Origin of the sequence: Streptomyces bullii (genome assembly GCF_042657145.1) — a bacterium.
Taxonomy (GTDB): Bacteria; Actinomycetota; Actinomycetes; order Streptomycetales; family Streptomycetaceae; genus Streptomyces; species Streptomyces bullii.
Genome location: NZ_JBHSNY010000004.1, coordinates 20674 through 44354, shown reverse-complemented (window position 1 = coordinate 44354; position 23681 = coordinate 20674). Strand labels below are relative to the sequence as shown.

General features: G+C 71.7%; 20 protein-coding genes and 3 pseudogenes. 10 read left to right on the top strand and 13 right to left on the bottom strand.

Annotated elements, in window-relative coordinates; all coding sequences use genetic code 11:
- Positions 1 to 12: 12 nt before the first annotated feature.
- Positions 13 to 135, bottom strand: a pseudogene (locus tag ACFPZJ_RS11585) (LuxR C-terminal-related transcriptional regulator); the annotation flags it as partial.
- A 125-nt stretch (positions 136 to 260) separates the two neighbouring features.
- A complete protein-coding gene (locus ACFPZJ_RS11580; protein WP_381020237.1) occupies positions 261 to 668 on the bottom strand; it encodes a pyrophosphohydrolase domain-containing protein in 408 nt (135 codons plus the stop codon).
- Positions 669 to 799: 131 nt separating this feature from the next.
- Between ACFPZJ_RS11580 and ACFPZJ_RS11575 the strand changes: the two genes are divergently transcribed.
- Positions 800 to 1795, top strand: coding sequence for a TAXI family TRAP transporter solute-binding subunit (locus ACFPZJ_RS11575; RefSeq protein ID WP_381020235.1), 996 nt, complete (start codon positions 800 to 802; stop codon positions 1793 to 1795).
- 141 nt (positions 1796 to 1936) lie between these two features.
- Here the strand turns inward: ACFPZJ_RS11575 and ACFPZJ_RS11570 are convergent, their stop codons facing one another.
- The gene (locus ACFPZJ_RS11570) at positions 1937 to 3343 is read right to left on the bottom strand and encodes a sensor histidine kinase (protein ID WP_381020233.1); all 1407 of its coding nucleotides are present in this window, start codon (positions 3341 to 3343) and stop codon (positions 1937 to 1939) included.
- A gap of 9 nt (positions 3344 to 3352) precedes the next feature.
- Complete coding sequence (locus ACFPZJ_RS11565; RefSeq protein ID WP_381020232.1) at positions 3353 to 4039, bottom strand: response regulator transcription factor; 687 nt, start codon at positions 4037 to 4039, stop codon at positions 3353 to 3355.
- 290 nt (positions 4040 to 4329) lie between these two features.
- Between ACFPZJ_RS11565 and ACFPZJ_RS11560 the strand changes: the two genes are divergently transcribed.
- The 6 genes and pseudogenes from ACFPZJ_RS11560 to ACFPZJ_RS11535 all read left to right on the top strand — a co-directional run.
- On the top strand, positions 4330 to 5106 hold the full coding sequence (locus tag ACFPZJ_RS11560) for an amino acid ABC transporter ATP-binding protein (RefSeq protein WP_381020230.1): 777 nt from the start codon (positions 4330 to 4332) through the stop codon (positions 5104 to 5106).
- 102 nt (positions 5107 to 5208) lie between these two features.
- The gene (locus ACFPZJ_RS11555; protein ID WP_381020229.1) at positions 5209 to 6057 is read left to right on the top strand and encodes a glutamate ABC transporter substrate-binding protein; all 849 of its coding nucleotides are present in this window, start codon (positions 5209 to 5211) and stop codon (positions 6055 to 6057) included.
- A gap of 132 nt (positions 6058 to 6189) precedes the next feature.
- Positions 6190 to 6867: an amino acid ABC transporter permease gene (locus ACFPZJ_RS11550; protein WP_381020227.1), complete on the top strand. Its 678-nt coding sequence runs from the start codon at positions 6190 to 6192 to the stop codon at positions 6865 to 6867.
- A complete protein-coding gene (locus tag ACFPZJ_RS11545) occupies positions 6864 to 7769 on the top strand; it encodes an amino acid ABC transporter permease (RefSeq protein WP_381020225.1) in 906 nt (301 codons plus the stop codon). The genes ACFPZJ_RS11550 and ACFPZJ_RS11545 overlap by 4 nt, the downstream gene beginning before the upstream one ends.
- Before the next feature lie 242 nt (positions 7770 to 8011).
- On the top strand, positions 8012 to 9619 hold the full coding sequence (locus tag ACFPZJ_RS11540; RefSeq protein WP_381020224.1) for an FAD-dependent monooxygenase: 1608 nt from the start codon (positions 8012 to 8014) through the stop codon (positions 9617 to 9619).
- A 25-nt stretch (positions 9620 to 9644) separates the two neighbouring features.
- Positions 9645 to 9827 (top strand): annotated as a pseudogene (locus ACFPZJ_RS11535) (rhodanese-like domain-containing protein); the annotation flags it as partial.
- A gap of 38 nt (positions 9828 to 9865) precedes the next feature.
- On the opposite strand, the gene recX reads toward ACFPZJ_RS11535, so the two are convergent.
- The 4 genes from recX to ACFPZJ_RS11515 all read right to left on the bottom strand — a co-directional run bounded on the left by recX (position 9866) and on the right by ACFPZJ_RS11515 (position 13738).
- Positions 9866 to 10726 carry a recombination regulator RecX gene (recX, locus tag ACFPZJ_RS11530; protein ID WP_381020222.1) on the bottom strand — a complete coding sequence of 287 codons (861 nt, stop codon included), beginning with the start codon at positions 10724 to 10726 and terminating at the stop codon, positions 9866 to 9868.
- A 3-nt stretch (positions 10727 to 10729) separates the two neighbouring features.
- A complete protein-coding gene (recA, locus tag ACFPZJ_RS11525; protein ID WP_381020221.1) occupies positions 10730 to 11857 on the bottom strand; it encodes a recombinase RecA in 1128 nt (375 codons plus the stop codon).
- Between the two features lie 357 nt (positions 11858 to 12214).
- On the bottom strand, positions 12215 to 13483 hold the full coding sequence (locus tag ACFPZJ_RS11520; RefSeq protein ID WP_381020219.1) for an AI-2E family transporter: 1269 nt from the start codon (positions 13481 to 13483) through the stop codon (positions 12215 to 12217).
- A 60-nt stretch (positions 13484 to 13543) separates the two neighbouring features.
- Entirely contained in the window at positions 13544 to 13738 is a 195-nt protein-coding gene (locus ACFPZJ_RS11515) for a DUF3046 domain-containing protein (protein WP_381020217.1), read from the bottom strand.
- Positions 13739 to 13817: 79 nt separating this feature from the next.
- Between ACFPZJ_RS11515 and ACFPZJ_RS11510 the strand changes: the two genes are divergently transcribed.
- Positions 13818 to 14762, top strand: a complete 945-nt coding sequence (locus ACFPZJ_RS11510; protein ID WP_381020215.1) for a hypothetical protein — start codon at positions 13818 to 13820, stop codon at positions 14760 to 14762.
- Positions 14763 to 14819: 57 nt separating this feature from the next.
- On the opposite strand, the gene ACFPZJ_RS11505 is transcribed toward ACFPZJ_RS11510, so the two are convergent.
- The 3 genes and pseudogenes from ACFPZJ_RS11505 to ACFPZJ_RS11495 all read right to left on the bottom strand — a co-directional run bounded on the left by ACFPZJ_RS11505 (position 14820) and on the right by ACFPZJ_RS11495 (position 16718).
- On the bottom strand, positions 14820 to 15125 hold the full coding sequence (locus tag ACFPZJ_RS11505) for an AzlD domain-containing protein (protein WP_381020214.1): 306 nt from the start codon (positions 15123 to 15125) through the stop codon (positions 14820 to 14822).
- Positions 15122 to 15853 (bottom strand): AzlC family ABC transporter permease, encoded by a 732-nt coding sequence (locus ACFPZJ_RS11500; protein ID WP_381020212.1) that lies wholly within the window; start codon positions 15851 to 15853, stop codon positions 15122 to 15124. The genes ACFPZJ_RS11505 and ACFPZJ_RS11500 overlap by 4 nt, the downstream gene beginning before the upstream one ends.
- Positions 15778 to 16718 (bottom strand): annotated as a pseudogene (locus ACFPZJ_RS11495) (AraC family transcriptional regulator). The gene ACFPZJ_RS11500 and the pseudogene ACFPZJ_RS11495 overlap by 76 nt, the downstream one beginning before the upstream one ends.
- Positions 16719 to 16835: 117 nt before the next feature.
- Here ACFPZJ_RS11495 and ACFPZJ_RS11490 point away from each other — a divergent pair.
- Positions 16836 to 21902 carry an ATP-dependent helicase gene (locus tag ACFPZJ_RS11490; protein WP_381020210.1) on the top strand — a complete coding sequence of 1689 codons (5067 nt, stop codon included), beginning with the start codon at positions 16836 to 16838 and terminating at the stop codon, positions 21900 to 21902.
- A gap of 45 nt (positions 21903 to 21947) precedes the next feature.
- Positions 21948 to 22772, top strand: coding sequence for an Fpg/Nei family DNA glycosylase (locus tag ACFPZJ_RS11485; protein ID WP_381020209.1), 825 nt, complete (start codon positions 21948 to 21950; stop codon positions 22770 to 22772).
- A 6-nt stretch (positions 22773 to 22778) separates the two neighbouring features.
- On the opposite strand, the gene ACFPZJ_RS11480 is transcribed toward ACFPZJ_RS11485, so the two are convergent.
- Positions 22779 to 23264, bottom strand: a complete 486-nt coding sequence (locus ACFPZJ_RS11480; RefSeq protein ID WP_381020207.1) for an SRPBCC family protein — start codon at positions 23262 to 23264, stop codon at positions 22779 to 22781.
- Positions 23261 to 23635, bottom strand: coding sequence for an ArsR/SmtB family transcription factor (locus ACFPZJ_RS11475; RefSeq protein ID WP_381020205.1), 375 nt, complete (start codon positions 23633 to 23635; stop codon positions 23261 to 23263). The genes ACFPZJ_RS11480 and ACFPZJ_RS11475 overlap by 4 nt, the downstream gene beginning before the upstream one ends.
- Positions 23636 to 23681 lie beyond the last annotated feature (46 nt).

The window sequence follows — 23681 nt, the reverse complement described above, 5'->3', positions numbered from 1 at the left end:
CGGCGGGCGGGTTCAGGGGTCGGTCAGGCCCGCGCGGATCGCGTACCGGGTGACCTCCAGGCGGTCGCGCAGGCCGAGTTTGCGCAGCAGGTCGGCGCGGTGACGTTCGACCGTCCTGACACTGATGAGGAGCAGCGAAACGGCGGGCGGACGCGCAGCCCAACGGCACCACCGCGCAGACCGCCCGCCACCCGCGGACAGGTCCACGTGCCGTACCAGACCGGCAATGAGGCAGAAGGGCACACAGCGCATGCCCCCCGTCACTCAGCCGCGCCCGGCACCCACCCCTGCCGCCGCAGTACGCCCGACACGTCCGGGGGCTCGTAGTGCTCGCCCTTGAGGACCTTGCCGTCCGCGCGGCGGGTGACCTGGCCGTCGGGGCCCAGCTTGGTCATGTTGGAGCGGTGGATCTCGGCTATCACCGCGTCGAGGTCGATGCCGTGCACGAGGGCGGTGCCGTACGCCACATAGACGACGTCGGCCAGTTCGTGGGCGAGCCTGTCGAGCGGGCCCCGCACCGATACCTCGGCGACCTCCGCGGCCTCCTCCGCGAGGAGTTCGCCGCGGTGGGCGGCCAGTTCCGGTGAGACCTCGGTGGGTATGTCGCGGGCGTCCAGCCCGAAGGCGAGGTGGAAGGCACGGACCAGGTCGGCGGGCGAGGAGCTCATGCCGCGACTGTAGCGACCGCCTGTGACAGTCATTCCCGGTGCTCCCTTGGGCTCACCTCCGCCCCTGCAGGACCGGGCCCCCGTGCCCCCGCCCTGGTCAGCGCGGCGTACGAGCTGGCAGGATCGCGCGCATGTCCAAGGTGTTGTCCCGTATCGGCAGACGCCGGGCCCTGCAGGGCGCGGCCGCCGGCGTCGTGGTGCTCGGGTTGCTGCTGTGGTGGCTGCGGCCCTGGGCCGAGGAACCGCCGGCCGGGTCGATCACGTTCAGCACGGGCACGCGCGCGGGGGTCTATCAGAAGTACGGCGCCCTGCTGCGCAAGGAACTCGGCAAGGACATGCCGGACCTGAAGGTGCGGCTGCAGACCAGCCCGGGCTCGCAGGAGAACGTCAAGCGCGTGGCCACCGGGAAGGCCGACTTCACCATCGCCGCGGCCGACGCGGTGGAGACGTACAAGCTCGAAGACCATGCCGGTGCCGACCGGCTGCGCGGTGTCGCCCGCCTCTACGACGACTACGTGCAGCTCGTCGTCCCGCCCGACTCCGACATCCGTTCCGTCGCGGACCTGCGGGGCAAGCGCGTAGCCATAGGGCTGCCCGACTCGGGGGTCCGGCTGATCGCCAACGCGGTGCTCCAGGCGGTCGGCATCGACCCCGAGAGGGATATCACCCCCTCGTCGGACGGCATCGACACCGGTCCGAGGAGGCTGGGGCACGGCCTGGACGCGTTCTTCTGGTCGGGCGGGCTGCCCACGGGCGGGCTGCAGGGGCTCGCCAAGAAGTCCGCCTTGCGGTTCGTGCCGATCGATGCCTCCCTCGTAGCCAAGCTGCACGACCGGGGCGGTGCCACGCGGTACTACCGCGCGACCAGCATGCCGGAGACGGCCTACCCGGCCGTCCAGCAGGGCAAGTCGGTGCCGACGCTGGCGGTGTCCAACCTGCTGGTGACACGGGAGGACATGGACGACCGGATCACCGAGTGGCTGACCCGTACCGTGATCAACAGCCGCGACCGCATCGGCGATCGGGTCCACTCGGCCCAGCTGGTCGACGTCCGTACAGCCATCTACACCGACCCGCTTCAGCTGCACGAGGGAGCCCGGCGCTACTACCGCTCGGTCAAGCCGTGACGGCCGTGCCCGAGGGCGGTCGCTGACGGCCGACCGACGGTGGTCCGTTGCGGCCGTACCGACGGTGGTCCATGACGGCCGCACCCGAGCTATGAGGCGTGACAGCCGCAGCAACGGTCGTACGTGGCGGCTGCCGGTGGTTCACGCTGCCGGTGCCGACCTCGGTACCGTCACCGTCACCTTCAGCCCGTGCGGCTCGTGGTGGTCGTACCCGATCGAGCCGCCGCCCGCCGCGAGCAGGGCCCGGGAGATGGACAGGCCGAGGCCGGAGCCCTTGATGTTCTGGTGGCGGCCGCTGCGCCAGAAGCGGTCTCCGACGCGGGCCAGCTCCTCGTCGGTCAAGCCGGGGCCGGTGTCGGTGACCACGACGGTCGAGCTGCCGCCGTCGGAGGCGACGGTCACCTCGACCGTCCCGTCCTTGGGCGTGAACTTCACCGCGTTGTCGATGACCGCGTCCAGCGCGCTGGACATGGCGACCGGGTCGGTCCACGCCGTGGTGGGCGGGCAGGTGCCCACCAGCCGTACGCCCTTGGCCTCGGCGGTCGGGGACCAGGCCGCGACCCGTTCGGCGGTGAGCGCGCCGATGTCGGTGATCTTCAGGTCGGCGTCGGTGTGCTCGGCGAGCGCCAGATCGAGCAGGTCGTCCAGGACCTGCGCCAGGCGCTTGCCCTCCGCCTGGACCGAGGCGATCTCCTCGTTGCCCTCGGGCAGTTCGAAGGCGAGGAGCTCGATGCGCAGCAGCAGCGCCGAGAGCGGGTTGCGCAGCTGGTGCGAGGCGTCGGCGACGAAGGCGCGCTGCTGCTCCAGCACGTTCTCCACGTTGTCCGCCATCTCGTTGAACGACCGGGCCAGCCTTCTGAGTTCCGGCGGCCCGCTCGCCACCGCGACCCGGGACTTCAGGCGCCCGGTGGCGATGTCGTGGGTGGTGGCGTCCAGGATCCGTACGGGTTTGAGGACCCAGCCGGTCAGCCGCAGCGCGGCGCCGACGGCGAGCAGCATCGCGGCGCTCTCGCCGGCGCCGATGAGCAGCCAGCCCCGCAGGGTGCGGGAACGCATCTGCCCGGTCGGCGAGTCGGTGACGACGACCGCGACGACGTCGCCGTCCCGGATGACCGGCGAGGCCACCACCAGGGTGCGCCGCTGCCAGGGCCAGACCTGCTCGGGGTCGTGGCTGCGGCGGCTGAGCAGCGCCTCGGCGAAGGCCGCGCGCACCTCGCCCGTCTTGGGCAGGCGCCAGGAGGACGGGGCGTGGGCCATCGGCTGTTCCGTGCGGTAGAAGACACCGGCCCGTATGCCGTAGACCTTGTAGTAGCTGTCGAGCTCGCTCTGCAGGGTCTCCTTGCGCTCGTTCGTGGCCTCGGCGGGGGACGTGGTGGGCGTCTCGGTGACGAACTGGGCGAGGGCCGCGAAACGCGCGGTGTCGTCGATCCGGTCCACCACGACCTTCTGCTGCTGGGCACCGGCCAGGCTGACGGCGAGCGGGACGCCGAGCGCGAGCAGCACGGCCGCCATCAGGACGATGAGCAGCGGGAGCAGACGTGTGCGCACCCTGCCCCGCTACCCGGTGGGCGCGACGAGCCGGTAGCCGACGCCGCGCACGGTCTCGATGAGGGCGGGCATCCGCAGTTTGGCGCGCAGGGAGGCGACATGGACCTCCAGGGTGCGTCCGGTCCCCTCCCAGCTGGTGCGCCACACCTCGCTGATGATCTGTTCCCGGCGGAAGACCACCCCGGGACGCTGGGCCAGCAGGGCCAGGAGGTCGAACTCCTTGCGGGTGAGCTGGACGACCGAACCGTCGACGCTGACCTGGCGCGTCGGCAGTTCGATGCGCACGGGGCCGAGGAGCAGTTCGGTCTCGCTCCCGCTCTGCGGGTCCTCGTGGACGGTGCGGCGGCTGACCGCGTGGATCCGGGCGAGGAGCTCCCCGGTGTCGTACGGCTTCACCACGTAGTCGTCGGCTCCCAGGTTGAGGCCGTGGATGCGGGAGCGCACGTCGGAACGCGCGGTCACCATGATCACCGGGGTGCTGGTGCGCTTGCGGATCTTGCCGCAGACCTCGTATCCGTCCTGGTCGGGAAGGCCCAGGTCGAGGAGGACGACGCCGAAGCCGTTGCCCTCGGGGACGAGGGCCTGGAGTGCCTCCTCACCGCTGCGCGCGTGAGTGACGTCGAAACCGTGCCGCGCCAGGACCGCCGACAGCGCTGCCGCGACGTGGTTGTCGTCCTCGACGAGCAGCAGTCTCATCCGGGCCCCCTTCGGTTCATCGGCCGTACGATCTGGGTGTGTACAAAAAGGCGTGCACGCGCGCGCGTGCACCTTGTGCAGTCACGCTGATGGATGAGGACGGCGTCAAGAGGGTTCCGGTTGCGCGTCGCTTCCGTTATCCGGCCGATATGAGCCCTGCTGACAAGTGCTACGACACGTGTCCGATTGCTATCGGATCGTGATGCTCAGATTCCCCTCAAGAGTAATGACGCAGGTCGTAGAGGGTTACTACTGTCCTCCGAAACCGAGGAGGACGGAGCCTGAGAGCGATGACCGAAGTATCGGTGGCCAAGGAAGACGTGGCCGCGACCGGCGAACTGGTCGTCCTGAAGAGCGTCAACAAGCACTTCGGCGCGTTGCACGTTCTCCAGGACATCGACCTGACGATCGCCCGCGGAGAAGTCGTCGTCGTCATCGGACCCTCCGGGTCCGGCAAGTCCACCCTGTGCCGCACCATCAACCGCCTGGAGACGATCGACTCCGGGACGATATCGATCGACGGCAAGCCGCTGCCCGCCGAGGGCAGGGAGCTGGCGCGGCTGCGGGCCGACGTCGGCATGGTCTTCCAGTCCTTCAACCTCTTCGCGCACAAGACCGTGCTCGAGAACGTGATGCTGGGCCAGATCAAGGTCCGCAAGAAGGACAAGGCGCAGGCCGAGGAGCGGGCCCGGGCCCTGCTCGACCGGGTGGGCGTCGGCGCACAGGCCGACAAGTACCCGGCACAGCTCTCCGGTGGTCAGCAGCAGCGCGTCGCCATCGCGCGGGCCCTGGCCATGGAGCCGAAGGTCATGCTCTTCGACGAACCGACCTCGGCTCTCGACCCGGAGATGATCAACGAGGTTCTGGAGGTCATGCAGCAGCTCGCTCGCGACGGCATGACCATGATCGTCGTGACCCATGAGATGGGTTTCGCACGATCGGCGGCAAACCGCGTGGTGTTCATGGCCGACGGCCGCATCGTCGAGGAGGCTGCGCCCGACCAGTTCTTCAGCAATCCGCGCAGCGACCGCGCCAAGGACTTCCTGTCCAAGATCCTGCACCACTGACGGCGCCCGTCGCGCCCCGCGACGACCAGCGTCACCCGCATCAACGGCTTTCATCGACGCTATTCATCGACGGCTCTCTCTTCACGGCAAAGGATGTTCACCATGAAGTTCCGCAAGGTCACCGCGGCGTCCGCCACCGCTCTCGTCCTCGCTCTGACCGCTACCGCGTGTGGTGGTGACAACGGCGGCGACTCGAACGGCGGCTCGGGCTCCGGCGGCGGCGACAAGATCAAGATCGGGATCAAGTACGACCAGCCCGGCCTCGGCCTGAAGGAGCCGGACGGATCCTTCTCCGGCTTCGACGTGGACGTGGCGACGTACGTCGCCAAGGAACTGGGCTACGAGCCCAACCAGATCGAGTGGGTCGAGACCAAGAGCGCCGACCGTGAGAACGCGCTGGCCCGTGGGGACGTGAAGTTCATCGCGGCCACCTACTCGATCACGGACGAGCGCAAGCAGAAGGTCGACTTTGCCGGTCCTTACCTGCTGGCCCACCAGGACCTGCTGGTCAAGGCGGACTCCGACATCAAGGAGGGAACCGACCTCAACGGCAAGAAGCTCTGCTCGGTGACCGGTTCCACCTCGGCGCAGAACGTCAAGAACGAGATCGCGCCGAAGGCTCAGCTGCAGACGCTCGGCGGCTACTCGGAGTGCATCGCGGGTCTGCAGAGCGGTGCCCTCGACGCCGTGACCACGGACGACGCCATCCTCGCCGGCTTCGCGGCGCAGGACCAGTACAAGGGGCAGTTCAAGCTCGTCGGGCTCAAGCTGAGCAACGAGAACTACGGCATCGGTGTGAAGAAGGGCGACACCGCGACCGTGAACAAGATCAACGACGCCCTGGAGAAGATGGTCAGCGACGGCTCCTGGAACAAGGCCGTCACGGAGAACTTCGGGCCGGCGAACTACAAGAACGAGGAAGCCCCGAAGATCGGCCAGATCGTCCAGTAACGCGGGACTCCGCCGACGCAGGATCCCCGCGGTCGCAGCGGGGATCCGCAGGCGCGCCGCCGCCCGTCGCTTCTCCGGCGGCGGCGCGGCACGTCCGCCACGTATGCCACACACCCGGAAGCGCGGGAGATCGTGTTCGACTTTCTTTCTGACTATGACAACCCGACCCTGCTGGGCGCCTTCTGGGTCACGGTGCAGCTCACCGTCTTCTCGGCCATCGGCTCCCTGATCTGGGGCACCCTGCTGGCGGCCATGCGGGTCAGCCCGGTTCCGCTGATGCGCGGATTCGGCACCGCCTACGTGAACATCGTCCGGAACATCCCCCTGACCGTCATCATCGTCTTCACGTCCCTCGGCCTCGCCAACATCTTCGGCGTGACCATGGGTGCGCCCGACGACTTCGAGGCCAAGGCCTTCCGCCTCGCGGTCCTCGGCCTCGTCGCCTACACCGCGGCCTTCGTGTGCGAGGCCATCCGCTCGGGCATCAACACGGTGCCCGTCGGACAGGCCGAAGCGGCCCGCGCCATCGGGCTGAGCTTCAGCCAGGTTCTGCGTCTCGTCGTGCTGCCGCAGGCATTCCGGTCCGTCATCGGCCCGCTGGCCAACGTGCTCATCGCCCTGACCAAGAACACGACCGTGGCAGCCGCGATCGGCGTGGCGGAGGCCGCCCTCCTGATGAAGGAAATGATCGAGAACGAGGCACAGACGCTGCTCATCGGGGCGATCTTCGCCTTCGGATTCGTGGTACTGACCCTGCCCACCGGCCTGATCCTCGGTTGGCTGAGCAAGCGACTGGCGGTGAAGCGGTGACCTCCGTTCTCTACGACGCCCCTGGCCCGAGGGCCAAGCGGCGCAACCTGCTCCTCTCGGTGGTCTTCTTCGTCCTGCTCGCCCTGCTGCTGTGGTGGGTCTGGCAGACGATGGACGACAAGGGGCAGATGCAGTGGTCCCTGTGGAGGCCCTTCACCACGTCCGAGGCCTGGACGACGTACCTGCTGCCGGGCCTGGCCGACACCTTGAAGGCCGCGGTGCTGGCCATGGTCATCGCGCTCCCGCTGGGCGCCGTCCTCGGCATCGCACGCCTTTCCGACCACCGCTGGGTGCGCATTCCGGCCGGCGCGGTCGTGGAGTTCTTCCGGGCGATCCCCGTGCTGCTGCTGATGCTGTTCGCCAACGAGTTCTACGTCCGCTCCACGGACATCTCCAGTGACGTGCGGCCCATGTACGCGGTCGTTACCGGCCTGGTGCTCTACAACGCCTCGGTCCTCGCCGAGGTCGTCCGCGCGGGCATCCTGTCCCTGCCGAGGGGGCAGTCGGAGGCCGCGATGGCGATCGGCCTGCGCAAGACCCAGACGATGACCAACATCCTGCTGCCGCAGGCAGTCACCGCCATGCTGCCCGCCATCGTCAGCCAGTTGGTCGTGATCGTGAAGGACACGGCGCTGGGCGGCGTGATGCTCGGGTTCACCGAGCTGCTCAGCACGCGCGCCACGCTCGCGGCCAACTACGCGAACGTGATTCCCAGCTTCATCGTGGTGGCGGTCATCTACATCATCCTGAACTTCATCCTCACCTCCTTCGCCTCCTGGCTGGAGGCCAGGCTGCGCCGCAGCAAGCGCAGCACGGGTGCGGTGGTCGGCGCCGAGGAGGTCGATGACCTCAACGCAGCCGAGATCGGTGGTCATGCCAAGACCGAGGGTGGCACCACCTGACACGGGTCAAGCGATCACAATGCGAGGGGCAGTGGCGCGATCGCCACTGCCCCTTCGTCGTCGCGGCCGGGAACACCGACCGCTTCCCCGACCGGGTCACTGACACAGCCGCACCGGCTCGTCCGTCGCTTGACGCAAGCACCGGCAATAGGTTGCATACGTTCTGTGATCGTGCACCCTGCTCCACCTTCCTGTTCAGCTGCGTTCCTCATGACGTCACCACGGGCAGGGGGCGCCGCGCCGTGGATCCGGTGATCATCGTCGGAGCGGGGCCCGTCGGGCTCACGCTCGCACTGGCGCTGGCGCGTCAGGAAGTGCCGTCCGTCGTCCTCGACGAGGGACCGGGCAAGGACGAACAGCGCCCCGCGCGCACCGTCGTCCTGCGCGAGGAGACCGCGGCGCTCATGGAACGGCTCACCGGCGTCCGCCTGGGCGGGCCCGGAACCCGTTGGGCCGGATGGCGGTCGATGCGGCGCAAGCAGGTGATGCGCGAGGTCGCGTTCGACGACACCGAGCCCGCGCCGCTGCACATCGCCCAGCACGTCCTGACCGGCGCCCTGCGCGCGGCCCTCTCCGGCGAGCCGCTCGTCAAGGTGGCCACCGACAGCCGTCTGGACGCCGTCGAGCAGGAGACCTCGGGCGTCACCGCCCACACCCGCGGCCCCAAGGGCACGTGGTGGCGTGGCAGTTACCTGGTCGGCTGCGACGGCCCCCGCTCGACGGTCCGCAAGCTCCAGGACATCCGCTTCCCCGGCCGTACGGCGGTGGAACGTCACGCCGTGGCCGCGCTGCGTACGGAACTGCCGTGGACCGACGAGGCGTTGCTCCACCGCATGCCGCCCTGGCGCACGTCCGGTCCCTCGGCCGGGGAGATCACCGCCCGTCCCCTCCCCGACGGCGTGTGGCGCCTGGACTGGCTGCTGCCGCCGGGCAAGGACCTGGTCACCCCCGAACTGCTGCTGGCCCGGATCCGGGAGACCCTCGCCGGCTGGACCGGCGACGCGACACCTTCGTACGAACTCCTGGACACCGGCGTCCACACCGTCCACCACCGGCTGGCACGCCGCTGGCGGGTCGGGCGGGTGTTCCTCGCCGGGGACGCGGCGCACCTGCTCGGCGCGCTGGGCACGCACGGGCTGGACGAGGGGCTGCGGGACGCCGACAACCTGGCCTGGAAGCTGGCCCTGGCCTGGCATCACGGCCCGCAGGAGGCGCTGCTCGACAGCTACCAGGCGGAGCGGCGCGCGGTGGTCGCCGCCCGGCTGCGGGCCGCCGACCAGGTGCTGCCGCTGCTGCGCGGCAGCGGGAACCTGCGCTCCTACGTCCCCGGATCGGCCCGCAACCACGACGCGCTGCTCAGCGACGGCCACCTGGGGCATGGATCGCTGGGCGCGCCGGGGGCGTACGCCGACTCCCCGCTCGCGCCCCGGCGCCTCGACGGCGAGGTGCCCGTCGGCACACCGCCCGGAGCGCAGGTCGCCGACGTACGGGTCACGGCGGAGGACGGTTCCTTCGTCCAACTGCGGGACCGGCTCGGCCGCGGCGCGCTGCTCGTGCTGCTGATCGCGCCGGGCACGGGCGTCTGGGAGCGCCGGCACTGGGTGTCCGCCGGGATCATGCCCCGGCTCGCCGCGGCGGTGGCCGCCCTGCCGCACCCCGCCGAACTGCTGGTCGCCGAGCGCTATCCGGGGGCGGCCGCGCACACGGTCCTTCTCGTGCGTCCCGACGGCCATCTGGTCACCGCGCTGAGCGGCGTACGCCCGGCCGATCTGTACGCGGCGGCGGAGGCGACGCTGGGCGGCCCGGCGCGGGCGGAGGCCGGCGCGGGCGTCTCGGCGGGCTCGTCCTGACGGGCTTGTGACCGGTGGCGCCGACGGGGCTCGCCGCGCACCCGAGGCCACGAGCCATGCCCTGCGCGTCGTCGTCATCTGCGACGAGGGCTATGCCTCCAGCCTGGCGGCGGAGTCCCTGCACCGCCTGGGCCTGCACCGGGCCACCGATCTCGTCGGGGGGTTCCAGGCCTGGCGGGCGGCGGGGTTGCCGGTGACGTCCCCGTGATGCCATCGCCCTGTCGTCAGGCAGTCACCTCCCCGTGGTCACCCCTCGTCGTCAGCCCCGTAGTCGAGGAAGTCCGCGTCCTCGCCCTCCTCTTCCAGTGCCTGCCGGACGACACGCAGGGCCAGGCCCTGGGGGTAGCCCTTGCGGGCGAGCATGCCGGCGAGGCGGCGGATGCGTCTGTCCCGGTCGAGGCCGCGCGTGGAGCGCAGCTTGCGGTCGACGAGGTCGCGTGCGGTCGCTTCTTCCTGGTCGGAGTCGAGTTGGGCGACGGCCGCGTCGATCAGCGTGGAGTCCACGCCCTTGGTGCGCAGTTCCTGGGCGAGCGCGCGTCGGGCGAGGCCCCGGCCGTGGTGCCGCGACTCCACCCAGGCGTCCGCGAAGGCACGGTCGTTGATGAGGCCGACCTCCTCGAACCGCGACAGCACCTCGTCGGCGGCGTCGTCCGGGATCTCCCGTTTGCGCAGGGCGTCCGCTAGCTGCTTACGGGTCCGCGGGGTCCCGGTGAGCAGACGCAGGCAGATCGCCCGTGCCCGCTCGACCGGGTCCCCTGGAGGCTCCTCCTGCTCGGCCCTCGACAAGGAGGAGGCGCCTCCGTCCTCGGCGGTCGCCTCGCCGACAGCACGTCGGCGACGCCCGCGCCCGCCGTGCGACCCGCCGTCACGCGAGCCGCCTCCGCGCGAGCCGGCCGCCCGGCGCGTCCCTCGGCCACGGCGCCGGGCACCGCCCGAGTCCTCACCTTCGGCGCCGTCCGCGCCGGAGGTGTCGTACCACCCGTCGTCCTCGTAGGCGTCGCCACCGTCCGCGGCCGGGGCTGCGGACGGGTCGCCTTCAGTGCCCCTCCCCCGTGGGGCGCCGAAGGCGGCGTACTCGTACTCGGCCCAGTCGGTTCGTCGGGTCACGGGTCAGCTCTTGGCTGCCGCGGCCTTGGACTTGGTGGCCTTGGCCGCTGCCGGGGCGGGCACCGCCGGTGCGGCGTCGGCCGGGGCGGCGGAGACCGCGGCGTCCTTGCCCGGCTCGGCGACCGGCTCCTCGGGCCGCACGCCGACGCCCAGCTTCTCCTTGATCTTCTTCTCGATCTCGTTGGCCAGGTCGGGGTTGTCCTTGAGGAAGTTGCGCGCGTTCTCCTTGCCCTGGCCGAGCTGGTCGCCCTCGTACGTGTACCAGGCGCCGGCCTTGCGGACGAAGCCGTGCTCCACGCCCATGTCGATCAGGCCGCCCTCGCGGCTGATGCCCTGGCCGTAGAGGATGTCGAACTCAGCCTGCTTGAAGGGCGGCGCCACCTTGTTCTTGACGACCTTGCAGCGGGTGCGGTTGCCGACCGCCTCGGTGCCGTCCTTGAGGGTCTCGATGCGACGGATGTCGATGCGCACCGAGGCGTAGAACTTCAGCGCCCGGCCACCGGTCGTGGTCTCCGGGGAGCCGAACATGACGCCGATCTTCTCGCGAAGCTGGTTGATGAAGATCGCGGTGGTCTTGGACTGGTTGAGGGCACTGGTGATCTTCCGCAGGGCCTGGCTCATCAGACGGGCCTGCAGACCGACGTGGCTGTCGCCCATCTCGCCCTCGATCTCCGCGCGGGGGACGAGCGCGGCGACGGAGTCGATGACGATGAGGTCGAGGGCGCCGGAGCGGACCAGCATGTCCACGATCTCCAGGGCCTGCTCGCCGTTGTCCGGCTGGGAGAGGATCAGGTTGTCGATGTCGACGCCGAGCTTCCTCGCGTACTCGGGGTCGAGGGCGTGCTCCGCGTCCACGAAGGCGACCTGGCCGCCGGCCTTCTGGGCGTTCGCCACGGCGTGCAGGGTCAGGGTCGTCTTACCGGAGGACTCCGGTCCGTAGATCTCCACCACACGGCCGCGCGGCAGGCCGCCGACGCCGAGGGCCACGTCGAGCGCGGTCGACCCGGTCGGGATGACCTCGATGGGCTCCTTCGACCGCTCGCCCATGCGCATGACCGCGCCCTTGCCGAATTGCCGTTCAATCTGTGCGAGCGCGGCGTCCAGGGCCTTCTCGCGGTCGGTTCCTGCCATGGGTTCCACCCGGTTTGCTTGAGTCGATCGCTTCACGTCAAAGACGCTAACGCCTGCCACTGACAATGCGCCCCGACGCACGTCCGGCTGTGGATAACTCGGGCACTTCTCCACTCAAACCGTATCGAAACGCCCGCCGTTGAGCCTCGCCGGAGCCTCCATAAGAATGGATGTTCGATTTCTGTGTCAAGCGCACCTCACAGCACCGGGAGAGCGAGAGGGTGCTTGCCAAGGCCTGATGGCCCGCCGCCTCGTGAAGCCACTCGGCGCGCAGACTTCTACGCCCCCGCTCCAGCCGCGCAACCCCAGTGACGACCCGCGCGGCCCACCGACTCACGCGCTCCTGAGCAGGCTCCCTCAGGAGGAGCCCTCCCCGGAGCCGTGGCCACCCGGCCGTACCTGCCCCGGCCGCCCGGCCCACAGTCGCCGCACGCGCGTGAAGAGGCCCGGGCCGTCGCCCGATCTGCGGTGACCGTGCACGCGCGGGTCGTCCGTGACGTCGTACCGCTTCACGTACGCGCCCAGGAACGCCTGGAGCGTGGCGATCGCCGGGATGGCGATCAGCGCGCCGACGGCCCCGAGGAGGGCGGTGCCCGCGACGACCGAACCGAAGGCGACCGCGGGGTGGATGTGGACGGTCTTCGCGGTCAGCTTGGGCTGCAGCACGTAGTTCTCGAACTGCTGGTAGATCACGACGAAGATCAGCACCCACAGCGCGTACCACGGGTTGACCGTGAACGCGATCAGCATGGGCAGGGCGCCCGCGAGATACGTGCCGATGGTGGGGATGAACTGCGACACCAGCCCCACCCACACGGCGAGCACGGGCGCGTACGGGACGTCCAGGATCTCCAGCAGGACGTAGTGCGCGATGCCGGAGATCAGCGCCATCAGGCCGCGCGAGTAGAGGTAGCCGCCGGTCTTGTTCACGGCGATCTCCCACGCGCGCAGCACCTCGGCCTGCCGTGCGGGCGGCAGGACGGAGCAGAGCGCCCGGCGCAGCCGCGGGCCGTCCGCGGCGAAGTAGAACGAGAACAGCGCGATCGTCAGCATCTGGAAGAGGCCCCCGAGAACCTGGGCGGACACGTCCAGGACGCCTGTGGCGCTGTTCTGCACGTAGTTGCGCAGCCAGTCGGAGCGGAGCAGTCCCTCCTGGATGTCCACGCGTCTCAGGTCGGTCTTGAAGTGCGTGTTGATCCAGTTGATCACGGAGTCGAGGTAGGCCGGGAAGCCTTCGACCATCTTGATGATCTGGTCCGCCAGGATGGACCCGAGCAGGGTGACGAAGCCCGCCGCCACGACCGTCACGCCGATGAAGACGATGAAGGTGGCCAGTCCTCGGCGCATCCCCCGCGAGGCCATCCAGCTCACCGCGGGCTCGATGGCGAGCGCCAGGAAGAACGCGATGAGGACGTTGATCAGCAAGCCGGTCAGCTGGTGAAAGGCCCAGCTGCCCAGCTGGAACACCGCGACGAGCGCGAGCGCGAGCACCATGGCGCGCGGCAGCCAGCGCGGCATGCGGGCGCTCGGCCCGGCCGTGCCGTCGGCCGGTGGCCCGGCGGGCGGCGTGGTGCCGAACGGGGATGCGTGTGGGGCTGCCTGCCCGGACTCGTCAGTGGGTGCCACGGGTCAAGTCTCGCCCACACCACCGACAGCCAACCGCCGTCCCGCTGTCTTGGTGCTCGATCAGCGCTTCTCCCGCGGCACGTTCATCACCGAGCACACCACACGCCACACGTCCTTGGCCTCCCAGCCGGCGTCCAGGGCCTGGTGCACCGTGCGTCCGCCGAGCTCCGTCATCACGTGGTCGCGCGCGAAGGTGTCGGCGTAGCCCGGACCGAAGTGCTCCGCCATCCGCTGCCAGAAGACCGTCAACCGCATGCCCCCAGTATCCCGCTCCCGGGTGTGGGCCTGGGCCGGGACCGCTGCGAGACCGCTTTCCGCCCTACGGTTTGGTCGCATGGCCGAAACAGGAGATTCCCCGCTCCCCCCGACGCCCCCCGCGCACACCCCGCTCGCGCGGGCCGAGCGGTTCGTGTGGCTCACCGCGCGCGTGCTGGAGCAGCGTCTCTTCGCGCACCACTTCCGGGGCGGCGACGCCGACCCCGTGGAGACGGCGCTGGACGCCTACGGCAACGACGACGGCGGGTACGGCCACGCGCTGGAGCCCGATCTGCGCGGCCCCGTCAGCCAGCCCCTGCACACCGCGCACGCCCTGCGTGTCCTGGACGCCATCGGGCGCTGCGACGGCCGGCGCGTGGAGCGCCTGTGCCGCTATCTGACGTCCGTCTCCACACCCGACGGCGCCCTTCCCGCGATCCATCCCAGCCAGCGCGACTATCCGGCGGCCCCCTTCGTCCCGGTCGTGGACGACCCGCCCAGCGCCCTGCTGAGCACCGGCCCCGTGGTGGGCCTGCTGCACCGCAACGAGGTGTGGCACGCCTGGCTGTTCCGGGCCACGGACTTCTGCTGGCAGACCGTCGAGTCCTTGGAGAAGTCCCACCCGTACGAGATCGAGGCCGCCGTCGCCTTCCTGGACTCCGCCCCCGACCGTTCCCGCGCCGAGGCGGCCGCCGACCGCCTCGGCCGCCTGGTGCGCGAGCACCGCCTCGCGGCCCTGGACCCGGACGACCTCGCCGCGTACCCGGTGTCCCCCGGCTACGCCCCCGGGGAGCACCACTTCCCCCACGACTACGCGCGGACGCCGCACTCCCTGGCGCGCGCGTGGTTCACGGACGACGAGATGGCCCGTTCCCTGGACTTCCTCAGGGCGGAACAGCAGGAGGACGGCGGCTGGCCGATCCGCTGGCGCCAGTGGGCACCGGCCCCCGCCCTGGAGGCACGCCCCGTGGTGACGATCGAGGCCCTGCTCACCCTCAGGGCGTACGGCCGCCCCATCACCTGATCGTCATCCGTCCAGGGCCCACGCCCTCGCGGTCATCCCACGGTCCCATCCCCGTGGTCATCCCAGGGCCCGAACCCCCGCGGTCACCACCACGGCCGCCGCGACGACCAGCAGGAAGGGCGCGCGCAGCATCAGCGCCACCGCAGCGGCGCCCAACCCCGCGGCCCGCGCGTCCAGCACCAGCGTCTGCCCGTCGGCGAAGGTCTGCTGGGCCGTGAGGGCGGCGAGCAGCGCGACGGGCAGCAGGGCGGCAAGCCGCTTCACCACAGGCCGCTCGAGGGCGCCGGCGGGCACCAGCAGCCCGGCCAGCTTGACGAGGTAGCACCCCAGAGCGGTCACACCGACCGCGATCCAGATGTTCAACGCTTACCCCCGGCCGCCTCGTCACGTTCCCCGCGGCGGCGCCCCTCCGCCCACAGCACGGTCGGAGCCGCGAGCGCGGCCACCAGCACGGGCACTCCGGCGGGCAGCACGGGCAGCAGACCGAGCCCGAGCAGGACGGCGAGCCCGGCGACCGCCCGTGCCCGCCCGGTCCGCAGCATCGGCGCGAGCAGCGCCAGGAAGACCGCGGGCCCCGCGGCGTCCAGCCCCCACGCGTCGGTGTCGCCGAGGGCCTCCGCCCCCAGCGCGCCGAGCAGCGTGGTGAGGTTCCACAGCAGGTACAGGCTCAGTCCTGTCACCAGGAACCCGATCCGCGCGCTGCGCCGGGTCGGCTGCGCGAGCGTGACGGCGGCCGTCTCGTCGATGACCCACTGCGCCGCGAACGGCCGCACCGCGCGCGGGAGGGCCAGCACCTGCGACAGGCGCAGCCCGTAGAAGGCGTTGCGCACTCCCAGGAAGAAGGCGCCCGCGGCCGCCGTGAACGGGCCGCCACCGGCCGCGAGCGCCCCCACCAGGGCGAACTGGGACGCCCCGGTGAACACCAGCAGGCTGAGCGCACACGTCTGCGCCACCGTGAGCCCGCTGCCGGCCGAGGTCACCCCGAAGGCGAACCCGGACAGTCCTACGGCGACCCCTACCCCGAGGGCGTCCCGGACGACGGCACGGTCCGGCTTGTCCCGTACCTCTGCGAGAGCTGTCTGTTCTGCCACGCCCCGGACGCTACGAGAGCGGTCCGCGCACGTCTTGTACGTTCTTGCGCTCACGCTGGTACGCCCCGGGAGGCACCCCGACGCTGCGGGTGAAGTGCCGGTTCAGATGCGGCTGGTCGGTGAAGCCCACGGCAAGGGCCGCCTCGGACGGCGTCACGCCGGTGTCCAGGAGCCGCCGGGCCCGCCGCACGCGCGCGTCCGTGAGCCACGTGTGCGGCGGCATCCCGTAGGCGTCGCGGAACGCGCGGAGCAGAGCGAACGGGCTGGTCCCGAACTCCCCGGCCAGTTTCTCCAGAGTCGGCGGATCGGCCATCCGCTCCTCCAGCACCGCACGCGCGCGTGCCGCGATCCGGGCGCCGGCCGTCCGCACGTCCCGCCGCGGCAGCGGCCCGCCGTTCAGCCGCAGCAGCCGGGTCACGGCGACCCGCAGCAGCGTGTCGGCAGCCAGCGCGTTCCCCTCGTCGGCGGCGCGCAGGACCTGGTGCACCAGTCCCACGGTGTAAGGGTCGTCCAACACCGGGCTGACGAACCCGGGTGTTCCGCGCAGAGTCGTCGTCTCGGCCGCGATCCCGGCGACCACCTCGGGCGACGGATAGACGGCCCCGTACCGCCACCCCTCCGGAACACCGGCCCGCCCGGTGTGCGGTGTGTCCGGATTGACCAGCGCGAGTGCCCCGGCACCCGCGTACTGATCGCCCCCGCCGTGATGGAAGACCTCCACCCCGTCGGCGATGGCGGCGATCACGAAGTGCTCGTGCGTGTGCCGCACGAACGTCTTCCGGATGTAGCGGGCGCGCAGCAGATCGACACCGGGCAGCTCGTCGTACTGCCAGTGCCGAGCGCGCTCCTTGCCCGAATCCGCCATACGGCCATTGTCACCGGACCCGATGCGGCGAGCGCGGTGCGGTGAGCAGGCGCCCGGGGCAGCTGCCGACGGATCCCGCGACCGCCCGTTGTCAGTGCCGGGGTGCACGATGGACGCATGGTCAGCAACGCGCACCGAGCCCTGGACGGCTTCTCCCCCGCGACCCGCGGCTGGTTCACGGGTGCCTTCTCCGCGCCCACCGCGGCCCAGGCCGGCGCGTGGCAGGCCATCCGTGAGGGCTCGGACGTGCTCGTCGTGGCGCCCACCGGCTCGGGCAAGACCCTGGCGGCCTTCCTCGCGGCGCTCGACCAGCTGACCTCCACCCCGCCGCCGGCCGACCCTAAGAAGCGCTGCCGCGTCCTCTACGTGTCTCCGCTGAAGGCCCTGGCCGTCGACGTGGAACGCAACCTGCGCAGCCCCCTGACCGGTATCCGCCAGGAATCCGTGCGCCTGGGCCTGCCCGAACCCGAGGTGAAGGTCGGCATCCGCTCGGGCGACACCCCGGCCGCCGAGCGCCGCGCCCTGTCCACCCGCCCGCCGGACATCCTCATCACCACCCCCGAATCACTGTTCCTGATGCTCACGTCGGCCACGCGCGACGCGCTGACCGGCGTCGAGACGGTGATCCTGGACGAGGTGCACGCCGTCGCCGGCACCAAGCGCGGCGCGCATCTGGCGCTCACCCTGGAGCGCCTCGACGAGCTCCTCCCCAGGCCCGCCCGCCGCATCGGCCTCTCGGCGACGGTCCGCCCGGTCGACGAGGTCGCCCGCTTCCTCTCGCCGCGCCGCAAGGTGGAGATCGTCCAGCCGGAGTCGGGCAAGGAATTCGACCTCTCCGTCGTCGTCCCCGTGGAGGACATGGGGGAACTGGGCGGCTCGCCGGTCGCCGACGGCTCGGAAGGCGCGGAGCGCCCGTCGATCTGGCCGCACGTCGAGGAGCGCATCGCCGATCTCGTCCAGTCCCACCGCTCCACAATCGTCTTCGCGAACTCCCGCCGCCTCGCGGAACGCCTGTGCAACCGCCTCAACGAGATCGCGTACGAACGCGCAACCGGCGAAACCCTCGACGAGCACCACGCGCCTGCCGAGCTCATGGGCGGCTCGGGCGCGGCCCAGGGTGCCCCGCCCGTCATCGCCCGCGCCCACCACGGCTCGGTCTCCAAGGAGCAGCGGGCCCTGGTCGAGGAGGACCTGAAAGCGGGCCGCCTCCCGGCCGTGGTCGCCACCTCCAGTCTCGAACTCGGCATCGACATGGGCGCGGTCGACCTGGTGGTGCAGGTCGAGTCCCCGCCCTCCGTCGCCTCCGGCCTGCAGCGTGTGGGCCGGGCGGGCCACCAGGTCGGCGCGGTGTCCACCGGCGTCGTCTTCCCCAAGTACCGCGGCGACCTCGTCCAGGCCGCGGTCGTCACGGAACGGATGCGCACCGGCGCCATCGAGGCGCTGAAGGTCCCCGCCAACCCCCTGGACGTCCTCGCTCAGCAGCTCGTGGCGATGACGGCGATGGACACCTGGCAGTTCGACGACCTGCTGGCCACGGTCCGCCGCGCCGCGCCCTTCGCCTCGCTCCCCGAGTCCGCGTTCACCGCGGTGCTGGACATGCTCGCCGGCCGCTACCCGTCCGACGCGTTCGCGGAGCTGCGCCCGCGCGTGGTGTGGGACCGGGTCGCCGGCACGATCACGGGCCGCCCTGGCGCGCAGCGCCTCGCCGTCACCTCCGGGGGCACGATCCCCGACCGCGGGCTGTTCGGGGTCTTCCTCGCGGGCGCCGACCCGAAGAAGGGCGGCGGCCGGGTGGGTGAGCTCGACGAGGAGATGGTGTACGAGTCCCGGGTGGGAGACGTCTTCACACTCGGCACCAGCTCCTGGCGCATCGAGGACATCACGCGCGACCGCGTCCTGGTCTCCCCCGCGCCGGGCGTCCCCGGCCGGCTCCCCTTCTGGAAGGGCGACCAGCTGGGCCGTCCGCTGGAACTGGGCCGCGCGCTGGGCGCGTTCCTGCGCGAGGTCGGTTCGCTGCCCAAGGAGGACGCCCGGCTGCGCCTGCTCGCGGCGGGCCTGGACGCGTGGGCGGCCGACAACGTGCTCTCCTACCTGGACGAGCAGCGCGAGGCCTGCGGTCACGTCCCGGACGACCGCACGATCGTCGTGGAGCGCTTCCGCGACGAGCTCGGCGACTGGCGCGTCGTCGTGCACTCCCCGTTCGGCGCCCAGGTGCACGCCCCGTGGGCGCTCGCCCTGGGAGCCCGGCTCTCCGAGCGCTACGGCATGGACGCGCAGGTCATGCACGCCGACGACGGCATCGTGCTGCGCCTGCCGGACGCCGACCTGATGGGCCTGGACCTGCTCGACCAGGAACCGATGAAGGCCGGCACGGAGTACGACGCGGACCAGGCTCCACTCGGCGCGACGGACGTCGTCTTCGACAAGGGCGAGGTCGACCAGATCGTCACCGACCAGGTGGGCAGCTCGGCCCTGTTCGCGTCCCGGTTCCGCGAGTGCGCCGCCCGCGCGCTGCTGCTGCCGCGCCGCAACCCGGGCAAGCGCACCCCGCTGTGGCAGCAGCGCCAGCGCGCCTCCCAGCTGCTGCAGGTGGCGAGCGAGTTCGGCTCCTTCCCGATCGTCCTGGAGGCGGTCCGGGAATGCCTCCAGGACGTCTTCGACGTCCCCGGGCTCGTCGAGCTGATGGGCGACCTGGAGTCCCGCAAGGTGCGCCTGGTCGAGGTCACCACCCCGGAGCCGTCCCCCTTCGCGCGTTCCCTCCTGTTCGGGTACGTCGCCCAGTTCCTGTACGAGGGGGACTCCCCGCTCGCCGAGCGCCGCGCCGCCGCCCTCTCCCTGGACTCGCGGCTGCTGGCCGAGCTGCTCGGCCAGGCGGAGCTGCGCGAACTGCTCGACGCCGAGGTGCTGGCCGAGCTGGAGCGGGAGCTGCAGTGGCTCACTGAGGACCGCCGTGTGAAGGACGCCGAGGGCGTCGCCGACCTGCTGCGTGTGCTCGGTCCGCTCACGGACGCCGAGCTGGCCGAGCGGGGCGCCGAGCCGCAGTGGGCGCGGGAGCTGGCGGGTGCCCGCCGCGCCATCCGGGTCCGGGTCGCGGGCGCCGACCACTGGGCGGCGATCGAGGACGCGGGCCGCCTGCGCGACGCGCTCGGCACGGCGCTGCCGGTCGGCGTCCCGGAAGCCTTCATGGAACCCGTCAAGCACCCGCTCGGCGACCTCCTGGCGCGCTTCGCCCGCACCCACGGTCCGTTCACGTCGGCCACGGCGGCGGCCCGCTTCGGCCTGGGCGTGGCGGTCACCGAGGGCGCCCTTCAGCGGCTCTCGGCGACCGGGCGGGTCGTCCAGGGCGAGTTCCATCCGGCCGGGATCGGCCAGGAGTGGTGCGACGCGGCCGTCCTGCGGCGCCTGCGCCGCCGTTCGCTGGCCGCCCTGCGGCACGAACTGGAGCCGGTGCCGCCGCCCGCGCTCGCCCAGTTCCTCCCGCAGTGGCAGCACATCGGCAAGGGGCACTCGCTGCGCGGCATCGACGGGCTGGTGCGCGCCGTCGAGCAGTTGCAGGGCGCGTCCGTCCCCGCCTCGGCCCTGGAGAAGCTGGTCCTGCCGTCCCGGGTGGTGAACTACAGTCCGGCGATGCTGGACGAGCTCACCTCAGCCGGGGAGGTGGTGTGGGCCGGAGCGGGCTCCCTGCCCGGCAAGGACGGCTGGGTCTCTCTCTACCTGGCCGACGCCGCCCCACTGCTCCTGCCGCCTGCGCACCCCCTGGAACTGACCGCGCTGCACCAGTCCGTCCTGGACACCCTCTCCGGTGGCTACGGCCTGTTCTTCCGCCAGATCGCCGACCAGGTCCGCGCCACCACCCACCCCGACGCGACCGATCCCCAACTGGCCGACGTGCTCTGGGACCTGGCCTGGTCGGGGCACCTGACGAACGACACCCTCACCCCCATGCGCTCCCTGCTGGGTTCGGGCCGCACCGCGGGCTCCACGGCCCACCGGGCCAAGCGCGCCGTCCCGCGCGGGCGCTACGGCTCGCTGACGGCCGCCGCGCGCCCCGCCTCCCGCAGTGGCCCGCCGACCGTCGCCGGCCGCTGGTCACTGCTGCCCGAGCGGGAGGCCGATGCCACGGTGCGCGCCCACGCGCTGGCCCGCACGCTCCTCGACCGGCACGGCGTGGTGACCCGGGGCGCCGTCGCCGCGGAGGGCGTCGAGGGCGGCTTCTCGGCGACGTACCGCATCCTGTCCGCCTTCGAGGACAGCGGCCAGGCCCGGCGCGGCTATGTGGTGGAGGGCCTGGGTGCCGCCCAGTTCGCGATGGACGGCGCCGTGGACCGCCTGCGCGCGGTCGCGAACGCCCGTGACCGGGGCGAGGACCTCCCCGGCCCGGCGCCCTCGTCGCCCACACCGTACGGCCCCACGCCGACGCCGGGCACACCGTACGGCTCCCCGCCCGGCGCGCCCAACGGCTCGGCACCGGGCACCAGGGCCCCGGACGCCTTCGGCGGCTCCACGCCGTACCCCGCCCCCGACGTCCAGGACCCCCGCTACTCCGACGCCTCCCCCGAGCCGAACGGCTTCGACCCGTCCACCGCCGACCACACCGGACAGATCGATCCCTGGCAGGACGGCTTCCCGGGACTCGACAGCGACTTCGACACCCCGGCCCCCCACCCTGCGGCACCGGGCGACTACATCTCCCCCCGGGATTTCGCCCCGCAAGCGCCCCCGCCGTGGCAGACCGGCGGACGCGCCCCCTTCGACCCCAGCTTCCCCGGCCGCCGCAACCGCCCCGACCCCGCCTCCCGGGGGGTCGTCCTGGCCGCCGCGGATCCGGCCAACGCGTACGGGGCGGCCCTGCCCTGGCCCGAGCCCCCGACCGGCGCCGGGCACAAGCCGGGCCGCAAGGCGGGTTCCCTGGTCGTGATCGTCGACGGGGAGCTGACGCTCTACATGGAGCGTGGCGGCAAGACCCTGCTGGCGTGGCCCGCGGACCCGGACGGCAGTCCCTCCGACGACCCCCGCCTGCGGACCGCCGCCGAGGCCCTCGCTGCCGCGGCCCGCGCGGGCTCCCTCGGCACGGTCACGGTGGAACGCGTCAACGGCGCCTCGGCGCTCACGTCCCCCATCGGCGCTCTCCTGGAAGGAGCGGGTTTCATCGCGACCCCGCGCGGGCTTCGGCTGCGGGCGTGAGCCCGCGCCCCTCCCCATGTCCGCGCCGCGTGCGACCCTTGACCCATGCCCGAAGGAGACACGGTCTGGCAGACCGCGAGACGGCTGCACAGCGCCCTCGCGGGCAAGGTGCTGACCCGCAGCGACTTCCGGGTCCCCCGGTACGCCACCGTCGACCTCACCGGCCGCACCGTCCTGGACGTCACCCCTCGCGGCAAGCATCTCCTCACCCGCGTCGAGGGCGGCCTGACGCTGCACTCGCATCTGAAGATGGACGGCTCCTGGAAGGTGTACGCGGCCGGGCAGCGCTGGAGCGGCGGCCCGGCCCACCAGATCCGCGTGATCCTCGGCACCGCCGACGCCACCGCCGTCGGCTACCGGCTCCCCGTGGTGGAACTCTTGCGCACCAGCGAGGAGCCACGCGCCGTCGGTCACCTGGGCCCCGACCTGCTGGGCCCGGACTGGGACCCCGAGCAGGCCCTGGCCAACCTCCGCGAGGACCCCACCCGCCCGCTCGGCGAGGCCCTGCTCGACCAGCGCAATCTCGCCGGCATCGGAAACGTCTACAAGTGCGAGCTCTGCTTCCTGCTCGGCGTCACCCCCTGGCTGCCCGTCGGGGAGCTGCCCGCCGAGCGGGCCGCGAAGCTGCCGGAGCTCGCGCAGAAGCTCCTGGAGACCAACCGCGACCAAGCGATCCGCAGGACGACGGGCCGCCGCGGCCAGGACCTGTTCGTGTACGGCCGCGCACCGCGCCCGTGCCTGCGCTGCCACACCTCGATCCGCGTGGCCGACCAGGGCGACGGCTCCCGCGACCGCCCCACGTACTGGTGCCCCACCTGCCAGACGGGCCCCGCCCCAGCACCGCGTCGCCGAGCCGGGGCCGCCGGCTGACGGGAATCAGGCCGCGAGCAGTGCGTCGATCTGGCCGACGGCCTGCTGGAGGCCTTCGACCATGCCCATGTCCGCCAGCCGCTCCATGTCCTCCCGGGACTCGAACACCGAGCGGAGTTCCATCCGCGTACCGCCGTCGTGTGCGGTGAGCCGCACGCGCGCCGTGGTGGTCGGCATGGCCTCGCTCGGCTTGCCCTCCTGGTCGGCGAACCCGTCGACGAACTCCAGTGACGTGGGCGGCTCGACGGCCGTGACACGCCACCAGCCGCGGTACTTCTCGCCCTCGGGGCTGGTCATGAAGTAGGTGACCTCCCCGCCCGGGGTCAGATCGTGCTCCTCCACGGTCGCCGGGTACGTCGGCGGGCCCCACCAGCGCTCCAGCTGCCGCGGGTCGGCCCACAGCTGCCACACGCGCTCGACCGGGGCGGCGAAGTCGGCGACGAGAGTGAGAGTCAGCCGGTCGAGGTCCTTGTCCACGCTGGTGACAGTCATCGGTCCTGTCCTTCCGTCGAGTTGTCCACTGCGGGGCCGGCGTCCTCCGCGAGGAGACGGGACATCCGCTCCACCCGCCCGCGCCAGGCCGTCTCGAGCTCGTCGAGGGCCTGCCGGGCCCGGTCCACGGCTTCGGGATCGGTACGCACGAGCTGCTCCCGTCCCCGGCGCTGTTTGGTGACCAGACCGGCCCTCTCCAGCACCGCGACGTGCTTCTGCACGGCGGCGAAGCTCATCGGATAGGCCTCCGCCAGCCGCGACACCGACAGCTCGCCCCGCACACAGCGGCGGAGTATGTCGCGACGCGTGGCATCGGCCAGGGCGTGGAACAGCCGGTCCACGGTTTCGTCGATCGATCCATCTACAACCATTTGGTTGTAGATTAACTCCACCCCCACCCGCTGTAAAGCGCTCGGC

Bases quoted from the DNA above. Each gene is read 5' to 3' on its own strand.
- ACFPZJ_RS11565 (WP_381020232.1), bottom strand. From the start codon at position 4,039: ATGAGACTGCTGCTCGTCGAGGACGACAACCACGTCGCGGCAGCGCTG.
- ACFPZJ_RS11560 (WP_381020230.1), top strand. From the start codon at position 4,330: ATGACCGAAGTATCGGTGGCCAAGGAAGACGTGGCCGCGACCGGCGAA.
- ACFPZJ_RS11580 (WP_381020237.1), bottom strand. From the start codon at position 668: ATGAGCTCCTCGCCCGCCGACCTGGTCCGTGCCTTCCACCTCGCCTTC.
- ACFPZJ_RS11555 (WP_381020229.1), top strand. From the start codon at position 5,209: ATGAAGTTCCGCAAGGTCACCGCGGCGTCCGCCACCGCTCTCGTCCTC.
- ACFPZJ_RS11480 (WP_381020207.1), bottom strand. From the start codon at position 23,264: ATGACTGTCACCAGCGTGGACAAGGACCTCGACCGGCTGACTCTCACT.
- ACFPZJ_RS11510 (WP_381020215.1), top strand. From the start codon at position 13,818: ATGGCCGAAACAGGAGATTCCCCGCTCCCCCCGACGCCCCCCGCGCAC.
- recA (WP_381020221.1), bottom strand. From the start codon at position 11,857: ATGGCAGGAACCGACCGCGAGAAGGCCCTGGACGCCGCGCTCGCACAG.
- ACFPZJ_RS11490 (WP_381020210.1), top strand. From the start codon at position 16,836: ATGGTCAGCAACGCGCACCGAGCCCTGGACGGCTTCTCCCCCGCGACC.
- ACFPZJ_RS11485 (WP_381020209.1), top strand. From the start codon at position 21,948: ATGCCCGAAGGAGACACGGTCTGGCAGACCGCGAGACGGCTGCACAGC.
- ACFPZJ_RS11475 (WP_381020205.1), bottom strand. From the start codon at position 23,635: ATGGTTGTAGATGGATCGATCGACGAAACCGTGGACCGGCTGTTCCAC.
- ACFPZJ_RS11575 (WP_381020235.1), top strand. From the start codon at position 800: ATGTCCAAGGTGTTGTCCCGTATCGGCAGACGCCGGGCCCTGCAGGGC.
- ACFPZJ_RS11515 (WP_381020217.1), bottom strand. From the start codon at position 13,738: ATGCGGTTGACGGTCTTCTGGCAGCGGATGGCGGAGCACTTCGGTCCG.